This window comes from Bacillus sp. 196mf, assembly GCF_003217275.1.
Taxonomy (GTDB): Bacteria; Bacillota; Bacilli; order Bacillales; family Bacillaceae_G; genus Bacillus_A; species Bacillus_A thuringiensis_S.
Genome location: NZ_QJTG01000020.1, coordinates 75930 through 97082, shown reverse-complemented (window position 1 = coordinate 97082; position 21153 = coordinate 75930). Strand labels below are relative to the sequence as shown.

Genomic DNA, 21153 nt, shown 5'->3' with positions numbered 1-21153 from the left:
GTACAGGCTTTTATCCAGGAGTTAAATCGCACACCTGAAAAAGTGATTAATCGATTGTGCGTTCAATTGTAAAGCTTAAATTCAACTTATATAGTTTTCCAAAAGCATCTTTTTATTAAGAAAGATGCTTTTTTCATTACAACAATGTAATCTTCATGTCACCTTTATCGCTCGTACCAAACCTTTCCATTCATTATACTAAAAATATAAAGTGACACTTTACTCAGTGGGGAACCACATCTCACACTGATCGCATGTACTTGATATGTAAAGGAGAATGTGACATGAAACAAAACAAACGAGCTATGCTTTTAATATTTACTACAGCAATTATAACTTCTGGATTAGCAATTTTACCTTGGTTTATCATATGAACACTCCCCCACTTAGCAAAGCTTGAAGTGGGGGTTTCTAACGTTTCGACCTAACGGACGATTAACGTCAGGGGAGTTAACACATTAGCGAGTTGTTTCACGCCTCCCCCCTAACAACGAAAAAAGCTGATTGCTTCTTAAGAAGCAATCAGCTTTTTTTTATATTATAAAATCCCCAAAATTTTATTTACGCAACTTATAATAATAACCATAGATACGGCAACACACATTACAACCGTATTACGATCTTGCTTTTCTTTTTTTGAAATTTCTTCTTTTGAATTCATGTGTATGATCTCCTTTTAAAAAAAGTGTGAGATAGGAAATTTTTCTTATCCGATGCGAGGTGAATACGAAAACCCTCTCTATCTCACATACACAATAGAATGGAATTGTCATTTTATAAATAAAATGACATGACGTTATGTCGCAACATAGGGTATTTTGTGTCGCTACGTTTTCTATTATAAAAAATAGTTGTGCAAAACTAGTGCATTTTTTATGTCAATTACTCTGAGCGAAAAAATCAGCCCTCCATTCAATCACATAAAAAGAGTTTTTTATTATTTTCATGTAAACTATACAAGTAGAATGAACAGTTTGGGGTGCACAAGATTATGGTAAAAATTTTATTAGTAGACGATGAAGAACGTATGTTACGATTATTAGATCTGTTCTTAAGCCCTCGCGGCTATTTTTGTATGAAAGCTACCTCTGGCCTTGAAGCACTAAAATTAATCGAACAAAAAGAATTCGATATTATTTTATTAGATGTTATGATGCCAAATATGGATGGATGGGATACTTGCTATCAAATTCGTCAAATTTCCAACGTTCCTATCATTATGTTAACAGCTCGCAACCAAAACTACGATATGGTGAAAGGCCTCACGATGGGCGCAGATGATTATATTACAAAACCATTTGATGAGCATGTATTAGTCGCACGAATCGAGGCTATATTACGCCGTACAAAAAAAGATGGCTTTGTTAGTTTCAATGGTATTGAGTGGGATAAAACGAAACATACTGTCACAGTTTATGATGAAAAAATCTCGCTAACTCCTATCGAATTTTCGTTACTCGGGCTATTTTTGCAAAATACAAACCGTGCTTATAGCCGAGATGATTTAATCGAAAAAATTTGGGGCTATGAAACAGATATCGAATATAGAACAATTGACTCACACATTCGTAATATCCGTGATAAACTACGCAAAAAAGGATTTCCGATTGAAGATTACCTAGAAACGGTCTATAAAGTCGGATATAAATGGAAAAGTGAATAATTACTTCGGTCAGTGGGAAATCGTATACCACTGACTCTTTATTACGAATAAGGTATGGTGAAAAAATGAGTAAACTTTCCCTTAAAATTGGGACATACTTTTTAATATTAGCTTTATGTATTGAAACAATTGCTTTCGTATCTTTTTATAAAAGCCTTTCAAAAATGCGTATTGTAGAGGAAACAGATGCTCTTTTAGAGAAAGGTAATCGCTATAGTAAAAAAATTAAAAGCCGCGAGAGACGGGATGAATATTATAAAGAAATGAAACACGCTGAACATAATAAAAATCCTAAACGTCCTGTGTACCCTGAGTTCGATATTACGAATGAGGCTGCACACTTAGTTGAATCGGAATCAATTTCTAACTCCGATATAGCTATCATTATTACTGACCATAACGGCAAAATTATTTCCACCTCAGAACCCGTAACAAAAGACATGCAAAAACAACTTACTTGTAAAACAGAAACTGTCCCAGATGGCGGCTTAGTCGTTGAAAGGAACTGGAAAAAATCAAAGTTCATCACAACAGTAAGCCCACTTAACACAACAAAGTTTCAAGGAAAGCTATATATGTTATTAAAAACATCTTTCCTAGAAAATATGTTACTTAAACTCATGAACCAATTTCTTATCATTAGCGTTTTAACAATTATTTTAACAACAATTTCTGTCTTTGTTTTTTCACGCGTTATTACAGAACCACTTGTAAAAATGAAAAGAGCGACAGAAAAAATGTCAAAATTAAACAAGCCAATTCAATTAGGTATTAAACGAAATGATGAACTCGGTAGTTTAGCAAAAACAATTGAAGATTTATCGAGTGAACTTACGTATATGAAAAAAGAGCGCAATGAATTTCTCGCTAGTGTCGCTCATGAACTATTAACTCCATTGACCTATATGAAAGGTTATGCAAAGGTAGCAAAGAGAGACTCTTTAACAAAAGAGGAGCGAGAAGAATACTTACAAATCATTGAGGATGAAACGGATAGTGTAACCGATCTCGTCCAAGATTTATTTATGCTTGTACAATTAGAACAACACCAATTTGTTATAAAAAAACAAAAAGTACTTCTTCAGCCATTTTTAGAACGAATGGTAGAAAAAACAAAAACAACATTAACAAATAAGCAAATGCAGCTTCATGTATATTGCAAAGATGATTTAGAAGTTTGCATAGACGAAAGACGTATGGAACAAGTTATGTTAAATTTATTACACAACGCTTATCAACATTCGCCAGAAAACACATCTATTACGATACGTGTACTCATGAAAACAGATTCTTTTACAATAAGTGTACAAGATGAAGGTGAAGGTATTCCTGAAGCAGATATCCCGCATATTTTTGACCGCTTTTATCGTGTCGATAAATCTAGAACACGAGCTACAGGCGGAAAAGGTATCGGGCTAGCTGTTGCAAAGGAAATTGTAGAATTGCATAACGGTTCTATTCTAGTAACAAGCCAATTAGGAGCGGGAACAAACTTTATAATCGAGCTACCTTTTGAATAATATGCGTGTGAAAACACCAGTAGTAGTAAACACTACTGGTGTTATTTTGTTCATAAAAACAGTTCATATAAGCTAAGCTTTTGAAATTATTCTTATTTCAATATAAAATAAAGGTACATTTGCAAAGATTTGGAGGGTGATATAATTGGATATCCATGTATTAACAAAAGACGAAGCAGAAATTTACTTAGAACTTCGCGTAGAAGGATTAAAGCAAAACCCTGAAGCATTCAGCTCTTCTTATGAAGATATTATTAATAAAGAGTGTGCGATTGAATATAAAGCACAAAAATTAGCACAAGATGAAAACTATACGCTAGGTGCATTTAAAGATGGAAAATTAATCGGGGTTGCAACACTGGAAACGAAACCATATGTAAAACAAGAACATAAAGCTAAAATCGGTTCTGTATATGTATCTCCAAAAGCACGCGGACTTGGAGCAGGAAAAGCACTTATTAAAGAATGTCTTGAGCTTGCTAAATCTTTAGAAGTAGAACAAGTTATGCTTGATGTTGTTGTTGGAAACGATGGAGCGAAAAAACTTTATGAATCATTAGGTTTTAAAACATTCGGTGTACAAGAACGTTCATTAAAATATAACGGACAATATTGGGACGAAGAGCATATGGTCTTATTCTTAGATGAAAATAAATAATAAAAAACATCCTCATGTTTGGAGGATGTTTTTTACTTTCTTGTAAACCATGCCGTGTGTAATAATTGAATCGCTTTCGCAATTTCTTCCTCTGATAATATCGCAAACCCAAGTAAAACTACACTCTCAGGCGCCGTACCGTCTTTATAGTACGTAGACACAGGATATATTTTGATACTATGTTTCGCAGCTTCTTGAATTAATTCTTCTTCCCGCATTCCATTATGCACTTTTAATAAAATGTGTAATCCCGAATCTTCTCCTATCACTTCAACACGATTAGAGAAATACTTCTCTATTTCAAAAACAAGTCGATCTCTCTTCTTTCGGTAGACGACACGCATTTTATGAATATGTTTTTCCCAATAGCCTTCATTTAAAAATCTTCTAATCACTTCTTGGTCCATTCTTGAAACACTTTGTGTATAAAATAAATATTGCTGTTGATACTTTTTAATTAATTTCTTCGGCAACACCATATAGCTCATCCGTAGCGATGGCAATAATGCTTTAGATAGTGTCCCCATATAAATAACTTTCCCCTCTGTATCTAACCCTTGCAACGCCGGTATAGGCTTTCCAGAATAGCGAAATTCACTATCGTAATCATCTTCAATAATATACCTGCTCTCTTCTTTCTTTGCCCATTGTAAAAGCTGCATCCTTCTCGTAATAGGCATAATCATTCCATATGGAAACTGATGGGAAGGTGTAACAAATACAACATTCGCATTGCTATTTTCTAAATCTGCAATACAAATTCCATCTCTATCTAAAGATAACATTTGGACTCTTGCTTCCCCCTTTTCAAAAACAACCATCTTTCTATGATACCCTGGGTTTTCAACTGCATAATTGCTTCCCTTTAACAATTGAAACAATAGTTTCACTAATATTTGTGTTCCCGCTCCTAATATAATTTGACTAGCTGAACAACGTACACCTCTAGATTCATACAAATAATTCGTAATCTCTTCTCTTAAGCTCGCTTCCCCTTGAGGGTGTCCTAGAAAGAGAAGTTCGTTATTATGCGGCTGCCATATTTCATTTACAATTTTCCGATACATATTGAATGGAAAAGCATTTGTATCAATTCCTGTTTGTGTAAAGTCAAATTTATAACTCTTCTCCTGAAACAGTACTTCTTCTATTCTCTCTCCGCTATCCTCTATATGAACCATTTGCTCAATCTTGCATACAAAATAACCTTTTCTCGATATCGACTCAATATAACCTTCTGCAAGTAATTGTTCGTACGCTGCCTCTACTGTATTTTTACTTACTTGTAAATGTATCGCTAACTTTCGCTTAGCCGGTAATTTCGTAAAAGGGACAATCGATCCATCTTTAATTTCTTTTTTTATATACTCATACAATTGCACATACAATGCCTTTTTACTATTCATATTTAAATTAGGCGTTAATTCTAACATAATATCTGACCCCTTAATAAAAATAAAATCTGATACTTTTTACAGTACCAGAAGTTATATATAATTCCTTTTATCATGTCACACATAAAAAATCAAATACTGGAGAGGAGAAACATGATAATGAACAATGGTAGACGTATCGGACTCATTATGATTATTACAGGGGCTACATTATGGGGATTATCTGGTCCAATGATTCAGTGGCTATTTCAACATACTAATGTATCCTCAATTGATTTTTTAACAATTCGATTGTTGCTCGCAGGAATATTTATTTTGTCTTTCTTACTTATAAAGAAACAAAACATATTTCAAATTTGGAAACACCCTAGATATTTTATACAACTTATTATTTTCTCTATTCTCGGCATGCTTGGTGCGCAATACGCCTTTATCGAAACAGTTCATATTAGTAACGCGGTCACAGCAACACTATTTCAATTTCTAGGTCCTGTTCTTATAACCATGTATGTTGCATTTGAACAAAGAAAATTCCCTGCTTCCATGCAACTATTCGCAATTATAGCCGCGCTAATAGGAACATACTTTATTATTACAAATGGCTCAATTGAAAATGTTGTTTTATCTAAAGAAGCTATTATTTTTGGACTATTAACAGCAATTGGATTTGCATTTTATACCCTTCATCCGGCTTCTCTCATTAAAGAATGTGGGACAACTGTAGTAATTGGTTGGGGGATGTTAATCGGAGGAATTGCACTACTTATTTATAATCGTTCATTCGGGTGGAATCACTTTTCACAAACCCTTACACTAAAAACTTTTTCTATGCTTATCCTTATCATTATTAGTGGTACCCTTTCTTTCCTTCTATATATCGGTAGTCTTAAATATTTAGCAGCAACAGAAACAAGCATTTTATCTAGCATTGAACCCCTTGTAGCTGCCATCGTTTCAATTACTTGGCTAAATGAATCTTTTGGAACATATCAATTATTAGGCGGCGTATGTATCGTTCTGTCCGTTATTTTTTTGACGATGCCTCAAAAAGAAACCGAACCAACCTATACAACTGAACAAGTATAAAGTGAAACTTTAATTAGTGGGGCTATCTCCCACTGATTATTAACCTACACCAATCGGGCTTTTACGGGATAAAAAATGTCAAAAGAGGTCGTACAAAACTTACGACCTCTTTTTATACTTTAAAGGAATTGTCCCGCCTTCTAGCAAATACAATTACACTAACAATAAAAACTAGGAGTGTGGCACCATGAAAAAAATCGGAACTATGCTACTTCTCTCCTTCCTCATCACTGGATGCACACCAGCACAACCTGATTCAAAAGCATCTAAAACTGAAGCTGTCGCAACGTCATCCAATCAAGTGAACGCACCTTCCTTCTTTCATCTTAGTGTTTTAAAAGATGTAAATTGGGAAGAAGCCCCCTCATTCATAGACGGAAAAATACCTTTAAAAGGCATCGAAGGAAAAATCGCAATGGCTGATAGTCCTATTATCGCGAATGAACAAAATGAAATAATGTGGTACTTTCTAGATTCTGAAATACCAACTGGAAAATTGTCTATTATTGCGCTAAAACAAGGATCTGTAACTCCGACACCAGTACTCTTTCAAAAAGAAACTTCCAAACAAACTTGGACCACTTCAAATACAATCGATTCTACTGCAAACGAACTCCCTCTCACTATGTCACTACCTTCATCTGGATTATGGTTATTAAATATATATGTGAATGAAAAATATTATGATCAGTTTGTAATCACTGCTGAGTAAAGTGACAAAAATAAACCACTTTCTTACAACAATGTAATTTCTACGGCATGTACTTCGATAGTTGAATTATCTCTCTTCTCTTATACTTAAAGTAAGAAATGAAACGAGGAGAGATGAGAGATGAAAAAAATGATAGAAGTAATCGTAGCAGTAACTGAGGTTTTAGTGAATGGTAAACAAGTTGCAATGGAATTAAATAAATAGTGAAGAAACATAAATAATTCTACACTTCTTCATTATTTTGATTTCTTATCTCAAAAAAGCAGTGCCTTTTAGGCACTGCTTTTAGCTATTAATAACTTGGTATTTTCGTAATTTGCGCCACGCCCGAATCAATAGCTGCTTTCGCTACTGCTTCTGCAACACTTGGAACAACTCTTTTATCTAATGGATTCGGGATTACATAATTCGCATTACGTTCTTCGTCAGTAATGATGTTAGCGATCCCATATGCTGCCGCTAATTTCATCTCTTCTGTAATATCAGTTGCGCGCACATCTAACGCACCGCGGAATATTCCGGGAAACGCCAATACATTATTTACTTGATTCGCATAATCCGAGCGCCCAGTTCCTACTACAGCTGCCCCAGCCTCTAATGCATCCTCAGGGAAGATTTCTGGAATTGGATTCGCCATTGCAAACACAATTGCTTTCTCATTCATCGTCTGTACAAGTTCTTTCGTTAATACGTTAGGAGCAGATACGCCAATAAAAATATCAGCTTGGTGAATCGCTTCTTTTAACGTTCCACGCACATGTTCACGATTTGTCTTTTTTGAAACTTCAATTTGTGCTTCGTTCATCCATGTTTCACCTTCACAAACAATACCTTCTAGGCTAACTAGCGTAATGTGCTTTGTACCAGCCTTTAATAATAATTTTCCAATTGCAATTCCTGCCGAACCCGCACCGTTAATAACGATTTTCACATTATCCATTTGTTTGCTAACAACTTTTAATGCATTAATAACAGCTGCTAAAACGACAATAGCTGTTCCATGTTGATCATCATGGAATACAGGAATATTCGTTTCTTCTTTTAATCGTTTTTCAATTTCAAAACAACGTGGTGCTGCAATATCTTCTAAATTAATCCCTGCAAATGTAGGCTCTAAATTTTTTACAAGGGTAACGATTTCATCTACATCCGTTGTGCCTAAACATAATGGGAAAGCATCTACATTCGCAAATTTCTTAAATAAAATACTTTTTCCTTCCATAACAGGCATAGCCGCTTTCGGTCCAATGTTTCCTAAACCAAGTACCGCTGTTCCATCTGAAACAACTGCCACCATATTACCACGTGCTGTATAGTCATACACCGTTTCTTCATCTGCCGCAATTGCTTTACAAGACTCCGCTACACCTGGTGTATACGTCAGGCTTAAATCATCCGCTGAATTTACTTCCACTTTACTTGTAATTTCAATTTTCCCTACTAATTCTTTATGCAATAACAATGATCTTTCATTAATTTGATTTGCTAACATACTTATAATCTCCCCTTAATTTGACAAGCTAGCTATATGAATATAGCTAGCTTGTTTGATCATGAAAACATTTTTAATAATATTGTCGCCGTTACAACCATTGCCGCCCCGCCTAAACGAGTTGAAATTTGCGCGAACGGCATTAATTCCATACGATTTGAAGCAGATAAAATAGCAACATCTCCAGTTCCACCTAAACCGCTATGACATCCAGTTACAATCGCCGATTCAACTGGATACATCTTCATCACTTTCCCTACAAGAAAACCTGATGCTACCATTGTAAGAACAACCGATGCGCACACAACAACATATCCTACTGAAAGAACTGCTGCTACGTCTTTTAACGGAATATATAGCAATCCTAATCCAACCATTAAAGGCCAAGTTAAATTCTTCGAAATAAATTTATATAAATGGAATGCTCCTTGCTCCATTTTTGCTGGCATTAATTTAAAGTATTTCACAAGTGCTGCTGAAAAAATCATAATGATTGCCCCAGGAATACCGATGAACTTAGAAGCAAATCCTCCGAAGATGAAGAACGTACACGCAATTAATAAACCTGCTCCCATTAATGAGAAGTCAATTGGCTTCTCTGTATTTTGTTCTTTTAATAATTCTGCTTGATTGTCTGTTTTCACTAATACACCGTTACCACTAAGCTCCGGTTTCTTCTCACCTAAACGCTTCATATACCCTGCACTTACAATTGCGAACATATTTCCAATAATAGCTGCTGGAATAAGCTGTGATACAAACGTTGCTGACGATTCATTTAAAATATCACTATAAGCTAGCGACAATGGTAAAATCCCTTCCCCGATACCACCACTTACAATTGGTACGATGATAAAGAAGAATGTGTGCTTCATTTCAAATCCAAATAATGAACCGACCAATAACCCTACTGCTACAGAAGCTAACGTCCCTACTACTAAAGGAATAAACATGCGAACGAAACCTTGTACTAACACTTTACGGTTCATTCCTAAAATACTTCCGACTACTAAACAAGAAATATATAAATATAAAAAGTTCGATTTTTTCATTAACATAGTCGCAGCTTCCATTGAAGCTGGATTCATCCAGTTAAAAAATACAAGTAATGATGGAATAAATAACGAAAGTATTGCTGGACCGCCGATATTTTTTAAAATTGGAATTCTCATCCCAATATCGCCTAAGAAAATCCCCATGATCATAATAACTGCAAATCCACCAATCATATCTGCTGGCAATTTATTATATACAGATGCCCCATAAATAATAGCAGCCAATACTACATATAACGGTAAAGGTATAACACCGATTTTTACATTCATAATTTTAGAAGCGAAAGATTCTCTTTGTACTTCATTTCCGTCAGAAAATGATACCGCTTCCACATTCTTTTGAATTCCCATATGGCACCCCCTCGTTTTCTTAATAACAATATTAAAACGCTTTCAATAGTAAAAATAGTTTTTGTAAGTTTTGTAATTGATTTTGTAATTAAAAAAAGTATAAGCGACTTATACTAAGTCGCTTATACGTAAAACTCTATTTTCTTTTGATTAACACATCTTAATTTACTTACAGGTCTTCCCACATGTTGGTACATCATTTCATTTTCTAACACCCCAATGTCAGTCAGAAACATTACATATTTCCGAATAGAAACTCTTGAAATTCCAACTAATTGTGCCATTTCATCTGTTGTAAACGCTCGTCCATTCAACGACTCGATCTTCTGCCAAATTAATTGCAACGTTTGCTTCGTTAATCCTTTCGGAAGCTCTTTAGTGACAGTAGGCTCTCTTTTTTCTTTTTGTAAAATTAACGAATCTAATTCCGATTGACTAAGCTTTTGTTGTTCTTTCATGAAAGTAAGTTTTTCTCGATATATAGTTAATGCCTCTTTAAATCGTTCGAATGTAAATGGTTTAATTAAATAATCTACAACTCCGTATTGTAATGCTTTTTTAATACTCCCCATATCATGTACAGCTGAAATCATTATAATATCGATTTCTTTTTCTTGATTCCGAATATACATTAAAAGCTCAAACCCAGTCTCTTCAGGCATAAAAATATCAAGTAATACTAAATCCACTCGTGATTTCTCTAATACTTCTATCGCCGACTTTACTGAGTTAACTGCTTGAACAAGTTCAAACCCTCCTACTTGCTCTAAATAATGCGTATTTAACATTGCTACCATCGGGTCATCTTCTACAATTAAAACTTTAATCATATTTGCCTCTCATCCCTACCTTTAGGTATTTCAATTGTTATCGTTGTTCCCTTTCCTACTAATGAATGTATATCAATTTCCCCATTTATTCGCTGTATACTTTCTTTTACAAGATACAAACCATAACCGCGGTTATCTCCCTTTGTGGAATAACCTTTCGTAAATAATTCCTCTATTTCTTTTTCTTGTATACCTTTTCCCGTATCTTGCACTGTAATAGTTAATATATCCCCTTGTTGTATCTCAACTTCAACTTGCTTCTTTTCACAATTCGTCACTGCCTCTAACGCATTATCAATTAAATTTCCCACAATCGTAATAAGTTCATGAGTAATACTTTCATCATCTATTTCCGGCATATGAGAATCTTCACTTATAATTAATTTGATATTCTTCTCTCTAGCATAGCTGAGCTTACCTAGTAAAAAACCAGCAAATACTGGATTTTTTATTCTTTTCATAACTCCACCAATTTCATATTGATGCTCTGATACCATACCGCTTATATACTTCTGTAATTCTTCATACTGTTTCATATGTGTAAGCCCTAATACGACATGCATCTTATTCATAAACTCATGAGATTGTGCCCGTAATGCTTCTGCATATAGTCTAATACCAGTTAGTTCCTCTGCTAGTTTTCGAATCTCTGTTTTATCACGAAATGTTGCAATTGCGCCAACTATTTCTCCTTTTACATATAAAGGAACTCGATTCGTCACAATCGTAATTCCATAAATATTTTGTTCTTCGTTTAATTGTACTTCTCCCGTTTGCAATACTTCTTTTATACGTGAATTCGGCATATACAACTCAACATCTTTACCGATAAAATCTTCTTCAAGTCCGCTTTTTTTAAATAGACGTTTCGCTTCATTATTAATTAGCGTTACTCTAGCCTCTTTATCTACAGCAATAATACCTTCCTTTACAGATTGTAGCATCGTATTTCTTTCTTCAAGAATTTTTGCTATCCTGTGAGGTTCAAGACCGAATAAGCTTTTCTTTATATGTCTAGCTAGCAATATCGCTCCTATAATTCCGACTAATACTCCAACTCCAACTCCAATATAAATGATATATCTACTTTCCTTAACTCTCTCTTTTACATTATCTGCTGAAATACCGACCGCCACCGCTCCAAGCTGTTCACCCGTTTCAGAAAATACAGGTACAAACACTCGCATTGAAATACCTAAAGTTCCTTCTGCCAGTGATACATGTTCCTTTCCTTTCAATGCAGGCCCTTCATCTCCCCCAATAAAATGATGACCTATTTTTTGAGGATTTGGATGTGATTTTCTTATTCCATTCATGTCCATAACTACAATAAATTGAACACCTGTGTTTTTTAATATCCTATTTGTATACGTTTGGATTGCAGAAGTATCTGCTTTCCCAATCAAGCCATCGATTACAATCGAATCATTCGCCACAATGTGTGCAATTGTTTTTGCTTTCTCTGCTTGGTTATCCTCCGTTGTCCGTTCTACATTGTGACTAATTAATATATCTGTCACAAGTAAAGAAAAAATCACAACTGTACAAACTAACAATGTAATCGTTTTCCATAAATTCCATAGTCTTTTTCTTTTTTTCATCCCGTTAATGACTCCCCTAATTGCTGAATAGAAAAATAAGTAAGGTGATATTATTTTCACCTTACTTATCTGCTGTTATTATACTTTAAATTTACTAGTCATCGCTTGTAATTCTTCTGCCATCCCAGCTAAGTTTTGCGAAGCAGAACTAATTTCTTCCATTGAATTAACTTGTTCTTCTGTTGAAGCTGCAACACTTTGCATACTAGCTGTATTTTCTTCTGCAGCCGCTGCAATTTCATCAATAGCATTTGTCACTTCATTTGCATCTCCCGCAATTCTCTTCGTTGTTTCTACCATTTGATTAACTTGAGAAACAATATGTGTAGTAGAACTTAAAATTTCCGTAAAACTTACTTTCGTTTTTGTTACAACATCAAGGCCTTGTTGAACTTCTCCATTCACATTATCCATTGCCTTAACAGTATGTTCAATATCCGCCTTAATTTCTGCAATTAAATTTGCAATCTCTCCAGATGACTCTCCTGATTGCTCTGCTAATTTTCTAACCTCATCTGCTACAATAGCAAATCCTCGTCCCTGTTCACCTGCTCTTGCTGCTTCAATAGCCGCATTTAAAGCTAATAAGTTCGTTTGAGTAGCGATATTTTGAATTGCTTCAGAAATAGCTCCTACCTGCTTTGATTTCTCATCAAGAAGTTTAATAATAGCATCTGACTCGGATACCGACCTAGAAATAGACTGCATTTGTTTTGCGGTTTGTTCAACTAAATCTTCTCCCTCTTCAGCTCTTTCTCGCGCATGTAATGAGGAAATAGAAATTGACTCTGCGCTTCCAGTTACATCTTGAATTGCTGTATTTACTTGTTGTAATGTAGCCGCACCTTCTTCAACACCTTGGCTTTGTGATTCAGCCCCACCTGATACTTGCTCCATTGCAATTGTAATTTGATCTGTCGCATCATTCGCTTGCTGTACGCTCGCTGTTAACTCTTCTGCCGATGCTGCAACATGTTCTGCTGAAAAGCTAATTTGGGTAATAACATCTTGTAAAGACGTAGACATTTCATTAAATGAATTCCCTAGTTTCCCTATATCATCTTTGGAATGGATTGTAATTTTCTCTGTTAAATCTCCCTTACTAATTTTATGTGCCGATTCAGCTATTTTTCGTAATGGCCTTGTAATAGACTTTGTAATGAAATAAATTAATACACTACCAAATACAATAGCGATAGCAATAACAATTAAAGTCTTATAAAACACTGGATTTGCAGCTTGGGTAATTTCTTCATCGAACATAACTCCAACTACTTTCCAGCCTGTTTTCTCATTTGTTGCAAAGATTAAATTCTTTTTATCATCTTGTTCTGTATAAGACACATTTCCTTGTTTATCTTCATAAATTGGTTTAATCCAAGGATCAGTAACTTTTGTACCTGGTTTTCTAGATGGATGACTAACAATTTGCTTATTTTGATCTAAAATAACTGCATAACCTTTTTCACCAATGTTAATCATTTTGGAAATTTTTAAGATGTTATCTAAGTTTAAATTAATTCCTATAACACCTTTACCATCTTTTACTTCTTTCGCAATTGTCACTACCATATTTTTTGTAGATGCTGACTGATATGGCGCAGTAACAATTACTTTCCCTTTATTTTCATGTGCTTCTTTATACCAAGATCTATCTGTTGGATTATACCCATCAGCCATTTGAATAAATGGTTCTCTTATAAACTTTCCCGTCTCTGTTCCAATATAAATACCTTCTACTTCTGGATGAAGCTTTATATATTGTGCTAACTTCGTTCTTACTATTTCTTCTTGTCCATTTGGATATGTATCCTCTGTTAAGATGTCTGCAAAGTACGTCGCATCAACAAATTTCTCTTCTATATTTTGAGAAATAACAGTATTTAAAATCGAAATATTCTCCTTTGCCTTATCTGTCATTTGATGTTCAAAATTTGTTTTGGCAGTTTGATATGAAACACCACCGATAATAATTCCTGGTATAGTTAAAATAATAAAAAATGAAATGATTAATTTTTTATTGATACTCATACATTTAACCCAGTTAAATACTTTTTGCATAATAAGCCTCCTTTATGTAATGTGGATACTTGTGTCATTTTATACAATTAACATATATAAAACAATATATAATGATAAAATGTAATTTTTTCTTCAATTATGCATTTTTACATATTTACTCCCTATAAGTATTTTAATCATAAAAACAAGAGAACTTTAGCATTATATATGCTAAAGTTCTCTTATTTCTTAACAGCTTCTACTCTATAAAACTTCTCTTATAATCCTCAAATGTTTTATCCTTCACCTTATAGTCATATTACTAAAAATCTTCTTCCTAATTTATTTAGCGCTCTTTACATAACTAATTGCCTGACTTCCCATTTGTACCCATGCCTGTTCAAAGGTTTCTCTCGGTACTTTTACATCTAAGCTATCCTCAAGTGGATCTCGAATATATACAGATTCCTGATCATACCCAATAAGTACAACACAATGTTCATTATACGTAATAGAAACATCTCCACTATTTGTTTCCCATGTAGTAAATTCATCTTCATCTAATGGTGCAAATGTTGCATTCGTGATCATGACTACGGGTTTCCCTGCTTTTACACTCTTATAAATTTCTTCTATATTCTTCCCTGTTAAGTCTACAGCTTTATTAGGTAAATATTTTTCCGCTAACTGAAAAAGTGGCCCATGATATACACCGTATCCTGATTCAGAGAATGTATAAATATTACCTACAAATCCTTCATTTGGATTCCCGCGCACACCATCGTCTATAAAATCAACTTTTTTTATTTCATTTGCTAATGTCATCTTATCCACTGAAACACCAGCGTATTGTAACATCATCGCTAAGCTTGTCACTTCACAGCCTCTATCCAATTCTGGTAACTGCTGAATTAATGGAACATTTGATAAGATGACTTTTTCATCGTTATTACTAAACTCCGTTTCTTTTCCTCTTTGTATATTTGAGAATGTTAACTTCTCTACATACTTTGGAATTCCATTTGTATATACACTCCATATTGCTGTACCTAGTAAAGCTGTACATATATACCACTTCAATTTTCTTATCGCTTTCACGCCCTTATTAATTCGTTAAATAAGAATAAAATGCGTCAGCATCCGTTCGTATCATCGGTACAAAATTTAGTTCTTTTCCTTTTTCAGGCTGATCTTTTTTTATCTTTTCCGCTAACTCTTGAATATTCATATTCATTTTATCCATATTAAGCTCATCTGCCATTTGTAGCACCATTTGTTCATTAATTTCTCTTAATATTTGATATATATCTTTACCATACAAATCAATATGATATTTTTTTGCTTCTTCCTGTACTTTTTGTTCGTACACTTCTTGTGCTAACTCTTCAATTTCTTTTCCTTTTTGAGAAATATCTAACTTTCCTGCTTCTTCTCTTACTTTCTTTCCGTAGATTTCTTCCGCGATGTCTTCGATTTCTTGTCCATCTGTCGAAATACCTAATTTATCTGCTTCATCTTTAATTTTAATCGCATTAATTTGAGTAATTAAATCTACAATTGATGTATTCTCTATAGATATACCTAGCTTTAACGCTTCTTGCTTTACTTTTGTTTCATAGATTTCTTCTGACAGCGTCCCAACATCTTTTCCTTCAATCGATATGCCTAACTGCTCTGCTTCCCTTCCTACTTCTGTTTCATGAATTTCTTTTTCTAGTGTAATTTGTTCTTTTCCTTCCGTTTCAATACCTAGTTTCTCTGCTTTTTCTTCTGTATGCACTGCATGTATCTTACCATTGTTCAATTGTTCTTTACTGCGCTGTGTGTAATCTGTCTTTCCTTTTTGTGTTTCAGAAGGAGAGGCACCCCCTAATATACTTAAACTCATTACTCCAATAGTGAATACCGTCATCATTTTCTTTTTCAAAATTAATTCCTCCCTCTTATACTTTCTTTCCCATCATTCCCCTAGTTTTTTTAATACTATACATACATCTCATCGCTGCTTGAGATAACATTATGATTGATAAAACTCACTCACATACACCTAGTCTCTTCTTCATATAACGAACTTTCTTTATGCCATACATAATATAAATAGTTTCTTAACTTTCCCTTAAAAAAGACGACCTTGTAAAAACAAGATCGTCTTCTTACTTATATTTTTTGATTTTTAGGGAAAATCACTTCAAAGCAAGTTCCATCTCCCCATTTGCTCTCTACTGATATTTTTCCATAATGCTTTTCTACAATCCAATTTGCGATTGAAAGACCTAATCCAGCTCCTTCTGACGTACTTCTTGCTTTATCCCCTTGATAAAAACGATCAAATAATTTCGGAATATCTTCTTCTTTCACTCCTATCCCGTCATCTTTCACATGTATACGAATTGAACTACTCGTTTGCGTGCAATCGATTTGAATATGCCCACCTTCGTTTGTATACTTCATCGCATTATCTAACAGTATGACCATCATTTGATGAATCCGCTCTCTATCCCCCATAAAAGATACACCACGTTCTACTTTTAGCATCATTTCTTTTTCTTGATAAGAAGCAATCTCCTTATATGGAGCTACTATTTCTTCTAACAATTTATCAAGTTCAAATGTTTTCTTATCCATCTCAATTTGATTAGAATCAGAACGTGCTAGCAATAATAAATTACTAACGAGTTTCGATAACCGCCTACATTCTTTTGAAATTGTAGAAATATCCATCGCTTTTTCTTCTATCGTAGCGGATGGTGACTGGAATAAAACATCCGTTTTTGATTGAATAACTGCAAGTGGTGTCCTGAGTTCATGTGATGCATCAGAAACGAATTGCTGCTGTTTCTCCCATGAATTTTGAATAGGTACGAGTGCCCTACCAGCTAAGAAAAAGCCGATTCCTATTGCACATAAACTTCCTATGCTACAACCTATAATAAGAATTAAAAATAAAGTATTTAACATTCCTTCTTCCGCTGTTATATCTCGCACGATTTGAACTATTTCTCCATCTTTTTGAAGCGAAAATGCTCTAAAATATCGTCCTTGTACTTTGATATCTTGTAACTCCCCTATTTTTTCCGGAGAAAACTTTTCCAAATTCTCTTCAAAAATAGAACGGAATTTACGGTTATCGCCCTCTATTTTCACTATTTTCCCATTCCAAGTTATTCTAGTTACTCGCGGATCTCCAATTTGGATATTCTCCATACGTTTTCTTGGTGGTATTTTAACATCTAATTTTTCTCTATACTGAGCCATCATTTTTATAGATTGATCCACTTCATTATAAATACGCTTATATGTGTATGAATAAATAATACTACCTAATATACCTATTAATAGGATAAATACTAATGAATTCACTATAGTCAAACGAATGCGTGTCTTTTGAAACATACTTCCCTTTTTCATTGTTCTTTTAATATATATCCAATACCTCGAACGGTTTGAATATCTTTCTGATAACCGAATGGTTCTAATTTTTTACGCAAATGATGCACATACACTTCCACAATGGCTACTGTCGTATCTGAATCAAATCCCCAAACACGATCAAAAATTTGTTCACGCATTAAAATCTTCCCGCTATTTTGAATGAGATACTCTAGTAGCTCATATTGTTTCAATGTCAACTTAATACTTTGTCCATCTACTTGAACGTCTTTATCTTTTCCGAACAATTCAATCCCTTTATAACGAATCGTTTGCTGGGTTGTTAAACTACCACTTCTGCGTAGTAAAGCGCGAATTCTCGCTTTTAATTCAGGGGCCTGGAATGGCTTAACTATATAGTCATCTCCACCAAAATCCAATCCCTTCACCCGATCTTCTAAAGAATCTCTCGCTGTCAAAAACAGGACTGGTGTTTCAATCTTTTCATCACGTATTTTTTGAATTACTTCAAATCCGTCCATCCCTGGCATCATCACATCCAGCAAAATTGCATCATATATATTTTGAAGCGCTAAAAACAATCCATCTTCTCCATTTATTGCCGTATCTACTTCAAATTCATCACGCAAAATTTGTACGATAGACTCTAATAACGAGGCATTATCTTCTACTACAAGTAATCGCATGCTCTCACCTTCCATCAAATAGTTCAATTCTATTTATTATTACATTTCTTCTCTTCATAAAAAAAGAATGTAGTTACATTACGTATTTTCATTTTTAACTATTTCCTTCTAAAATTTTGAAGTTTTATTATAAAAACTTTGTCTTAAATTTAGCTTAATAAAAAATTGAAAGAAATAAGATTCCTCTTATCTCTTTCAATTTTTTATTACATATACCTTTTTACTCGGCAACTCCAAACAATTTAGCTGACCACCATACACAGCCCCGCCATCAATTCCAATAATACGATTACTCCCAAAATACACTCCGCAATCCTCACTACCATGAAGCGTTTTTGTTTCCGTATGCCCAAATACAACAACCTTTTCACCACTATATCCATTATGAAATTCATTACGGATCCACATTAACGTATATGGTTCAGATTCAGAAACTCGTTTCATCGGTTCAACCCCAGCATGTACAAATATATACTCTTCTGTTTCAATGTAATGATCTAATTCTTGAATAAACTTTATATGTTCCTCTAATACACGAGATTGTAACATCGGTTTTTGGAAGTCTTTCTCATTAACCGCAATATCCTCTTCTACAAATCCATAGCTATGTAATGTCTTATCTCCACCATTTCTTTTTACCCAATGGTTCCATGAACGTTCCTCATTTGTCGTTAACGCCTTAATCATCATATCTTCATGATTTCCTTTTAAAATGAGTGCTCCCTCTTCTTTCAATTCTCTTACCTTTTCAATTACAGCACGCGCATTTGGACCACGATCTACATAATCTCCCAGTAAGATTAATTGATCCTGTTTCGCATCATATTGAGCTTCTTCCAATAACTGTTCGAACTTTTCTATCTCTCCATGAATATCACTAATAACAAGAATTCTTTTCATATTATCCCCCCTCTTTCTAATTATAGTTCAAAACGACAGAAAGTTCAGAATTGAAATCCCGCATTAACGGGCAGTAAGCCCCCCACTGATTACAGTTTCACTTTATTACAAACTAAACTATTATCCTTACAACAATGTAAGTCTCTTGTCATCCAATTCGATAGTTGTAATTACTGTATTTCCTTATACTGAGAGTAAGAAATGAAACAAAAAATAAGGAGAGATGAGAGATGAAAAAAGTAATGGAAGTTGTAGTAGCGGTAGTAGAGGTTTTCGTAAATGGTAAACAAGTCGCAATGGAGTTAAATAAATAATGAAAAGGACAACATTCACTCTAGACCCTTTACTCATATAAAAGAGATAAGACTTCATCATTTCTTTGATCCCTTATCTCCCTATAGAGAAAGCCGTATCCCTTTTAAGGATACGGCTTTCTCTTATTTTTGACTCGTACGAGCTGAAATGCTAATTGCTCTATCTGTTGCTTTGGCAGCTTCATCTAACGCTTCTTTACTATTCTTCCCGTCATACATTGCTTCTAATGCTTTTACAACTGCATCTCTTGATTCTGGGAATACACTAATTAAAGCACCTTGTGTTGCCGGAGTTTGCTTCGTCGCTTGCAGTTGATCTACTGTTACTTTCAACTGCGGATATTTTTCATATTGCTCTTTTACTAATGGCTCATTATATGCATCTGGATTAATTGAGAAATAACCTGTTGCAGTATGCCATTTTGCTTGTACGTCTGGCTTCGTTAAATATTTCATAAAGTCCCAAGCACCTTGTTGCGTTTCTTCTGAAACCATATTCGTCATCCATAATGATGCTCCACCAATAACAACACCATTTTGTTTCGAATCCTCTGGATACGGAATATATGAAACACCTACATTAAACTTAGATGCATCAATTAAATCACGAACACCTGCTGAAGAATCTAAATACATAGCAACTTGTCCAGACTGGAACGCGGCACGAATATCATCCCAACTTGCTCCATACTTTCCAAGTGCGCCAGCTTTATTTAAATCATCTAACATTCCAAATACTTTCTGTCCTTCTTTACCGTTAAATACCGCCTTCTTTGCAGCATCTTTACGGCCGTTTTCGTTATCTACATATAAAGCACCTTGTGTCGCTAACAATTCTTCAAAGAACCAACCATAGTTAAGCATGGAGAATCCATATTGTTTTACATTTCCACCTTCTTTAATCGTTAACTTTTTCGCTGCTTCTTGTAATTCCGCATATGTTTTCGGAGCTTTCTCTGGATCTAAGCCCGCCTTTGCAAAAGCATCTTTATTATAAATTAATACTGGTGTAGATGAATTAAATGGCATAGAATACATTTTTCCATCAACTGAATAATAATTTGTAATTGCTTTTTCTAATTTTGACGTATCGTACTTATCTTTTTTTATCCAGCTATCAATTGGTGTGATTTTTTTGCTATCAATCATATATTTCGTTGTAATTTCACTCGATTGAACAAGAGCTGGCGCTTCTTTCGTTGCAGACATCGTTCTAAATTTTGTTAAAGACTCTTCATATGTCCCTTGGAACTCTGCCTTTATCTCGTATTTATTTTGTGACTTATTATAGTCTGCAACAAGACTATCTAGTACACCTTGTGTTTTTCCACCCATCGCATGCCAGAAGCGAATTACAGTTTTATCACCATTTTTTTCAACTGGTGCTACTTTTGCCTGCGCTTCAGGTTTTCCCTCTGTTTTACTATTTGAACAAGCGGCACTAGATAATGCCATTGTTGCTGCCATTAATAGAGCAGCACCTTTTTTTACTAAACTCAT

At 34.4% G+C, this 21153-nt stretch carries 18 protein-coding genes; 5 read left to right on the top strand and 13 right to left on the bottom strand.

Features of this window, described 5'->3' with window-relative positions; all coding sequences use genetic code 11:
• Positions 1 to 538: 538 nt before the first annotated feature.
• The gene (locus ATL10_RS31955; RefSeq protein WP_001085006.1) at positions 539 to 661 is read right to left on the bottom strand and encodes a hypothetical protein; all 123 of its coding nucleotides are present in this window, start codon (positions 659 to 661) and stop codon (positions 539 to 541) included.
• A 330-nt stretch (positions 662 to 991) separates the two neighbouring features.
• On the opposite strand from ATL10_RS31955, the gene ATL10_RS22845 reads away from it, so the two are divergent.
• The 3 genes from ATL10_RS22845 (at position 992) to ATL10_RS22835 (ending at position 3841) form a co-directional block, all read left to right on the top strand.
• Positions 992 to 1663: a response regulator transcription factor gene (locus ATL10_RS22845; protein WP_000238956.1), complete on the top strand. Its 672-nt coding sequence runs from the start codon at positions 992 to 994 to the stop codon at positions 1661 to 1663.
• 65 nt (positions 1664 to 1728) lie between these two features.
• Positions 1729 to 3183, top strand: a complete 1455-nt coding sequence (locus ATL10_RS22840; RefSeq protein WP_110497564.1) for a HAMP domain-containing sensor histidine kinase — start codon at positions 1729 to 1731, stop codon at positions 3181 to 3183.
• Between the two features lie 145 nt (positions 3184 to 3328).
• Complete coding sequence (locus ATL10_RS22835; protein ID WP_000351212.1) at positions 3329 to 3841, top strand: GNAT family N-acetyltransferase; 513 nt, start codon at positions 3329 to 3331, stop codon at positions 3839 to 3841.
• A gap of 32 nt (positions 3842 to 3873) precedes the next feature.
• Here ATL10_RS22835 and pdxR read toward each other — a convergent pair whose 3' ends face one another.
• Entirely contained in the window at positions 3874 to 5274 is a 1401-nt protein-coding gene (gene pdxR, locus ATL10_RS22830; protein ID WP_000891880.1) for a MocR-like pyridoxine biosynthesis transcription factor PdxR, read from the bottom strand.
• Between the two features lie 120 nt (positions 5275 to 5394).
• On the opposite strand from pdxR, the gene ATL10_RS22825 reads away from it, so the two are divergent.
• Together ATL10_RS22825 and ATL10_RS22820 are read left to right on the top strand one after the other, a co-directional pair.
• Complete coding sequence (locus ATL10_RS22825) at positions 5395 to 6321, top strand: DMT family transporter (RefSeq protein WP_001059049.1); 927 nt, start codon at positions 5395 to 5397, stop codon at positions 6319 to 6321.
• A 187-nt stretch (positions 6322 to 6508) separates the two neighbouring features.
• On the top strand, positions 6509 to 7033 hold the full coding sequence (locus ATL10_RS22820) for a DUF4871 domain-containing protein (protein ID WP_000719680.1): 525 nt from the start codon (positions 6509 to 6511) through the stop codon (positions 7031 to 7033).
• A gap of 292 nt (positions 7034 to 7325) precedes the next feature.
• Here ATL10_RS22820 and ATL10_RS22815 read toward each other — a convergent pair whose 3' ends face one another.
• From ATL10_RS22815 to ATL10_RS22765, 11 genes are all read right to left on the bottom strand, one after another.
• Positions 7326 to 8525 carry an NAD(P)-dependent malic enzyme gene (locus ATL10_RS22815; protein ID WP_000880783.1) on the bottom strand — a complete coding sequence of 400 codons (1200 nt, stop codon included), beginning with the start codon at positions 8523 to 8525 and terminating at the stop codon, positions 7326 to 7328.
• Between the two features lie 59 nt (positions 8526 to 8584).
• On the bottom strand, positions 8585 to 9931 hold the full coding sequence (locus ATL10_RS22810) for a 2-hydroxycarboxylate transporter family protein (protein WP_016513619.1): 1347 nt from the start codon (positions 9929 to 9931) through the stop codon (positions 8585 to 8587).
• 122 nt (positions 9932 to 10053) lie between these two features.
• Positions 10054 to 10761, bottom strand: coding sequence for a response regulator (locus ATL10_RS22805; RefSeq protein ID WP_000598688.1), 708 nt, complete (start codon positions 10759 to 10761; stop codon positions 10054 to 10056).
• A complete protein-coding gene (locus ATL10_RS22800; protein WP_000746401.1) occupies positions 10758 to 12362 on the bottom strand; it encodes a sensor histidine kinase in 1605 nt (534 codons plus the stop codon). Before ATL10_RS22800 ends, ATL10_RS22805 begins: the two co-directional genes overlap by 4 nt.
• A gap of 78 nt (positions 12363 to 12440) precedes the next feature.
• Positions 12441 to 14423: a methyl-accepting chemotaxis protein gene (locus ATL10_RS22795; protein ID WP_071714238.1), complete on the bottom strand. Its 1983-nt coding sequence runs from the start codon at positions 14421 to 14423 to the stop codon at positions 12441 to 12443.
• A gap of 282 nt (positions 14424 to 14705) precedes the next feature.
• Positions 14706 to 15461, bottom strand: coding sequence for a C39 family peptidase (locus ATL10_RS22790; protein WP_086387701.1), 756 nt, complete (start codon positions 15459 to 15461; stop codon positions 14706 to 14708).
• Positions 15462 to 15468: 7 nt separating this feature from the next.
• Complete coding sequence (locus ATL10_RS22785) at positions 15469 to 16290, bottom strand: hypothetical protein (RefSeq protein WP_000728588.1); 822 nt, start codon at positions 16288 to 16290, stop codon at positions 15469 to 15471.
• A 230-nt stretch (positions 16291 to 16520) separates the two neighbouring features.
• Positions 16521 to 17771: a sensor histidine kinase gene (locus tag ATL10_RS22780; RefSeq protein WP_080017751.1), complete on the bottom strand. Its 1251-nt coding sequence runs from the start codon at positions 17769 to 17771 to the stop codon at positions 16521 to 16523.
• On the bottom strand, positions 17768 to 18439 hold the full coding sequence (locus ATL10_RS22775) for a response regulator transcription factor (RefSeq protein ID WP_001238623.1): 672 nt from the start codon (positions 18437 to 18439) through the stop codon (positions 17768 to 17770). Before ATL10_RS22775 ends, ATL10_RS22780 begins: the two co-directional genes overlap by 4 nt.
• Before the next feature lie 195 nt (positions 18440 to 18634).
• Positions 18635 to 19339, bottom strand: coding sequence for a metallophosphoesterase family protein (locus ATL10_RS22770; protein ID WP_098284462.1), 705 nt, complete (start codon positions 19337 to 19339; stop codon positions 18635 to 18637).
• A 437-nt stretch (positions 19340 to 19776) separates the two neighbouring features.
• Positions 19777 to 21153: an ABC transporter substrate-binding protein gene (locus ATL10_RS22765; RefSeq protein WP_110497562.1), complete on the bottom strand. Its 1377-nt coding sequence runs from the start codon at positions 21151 to 21153 to the stop codon at positions 19777 to 19779.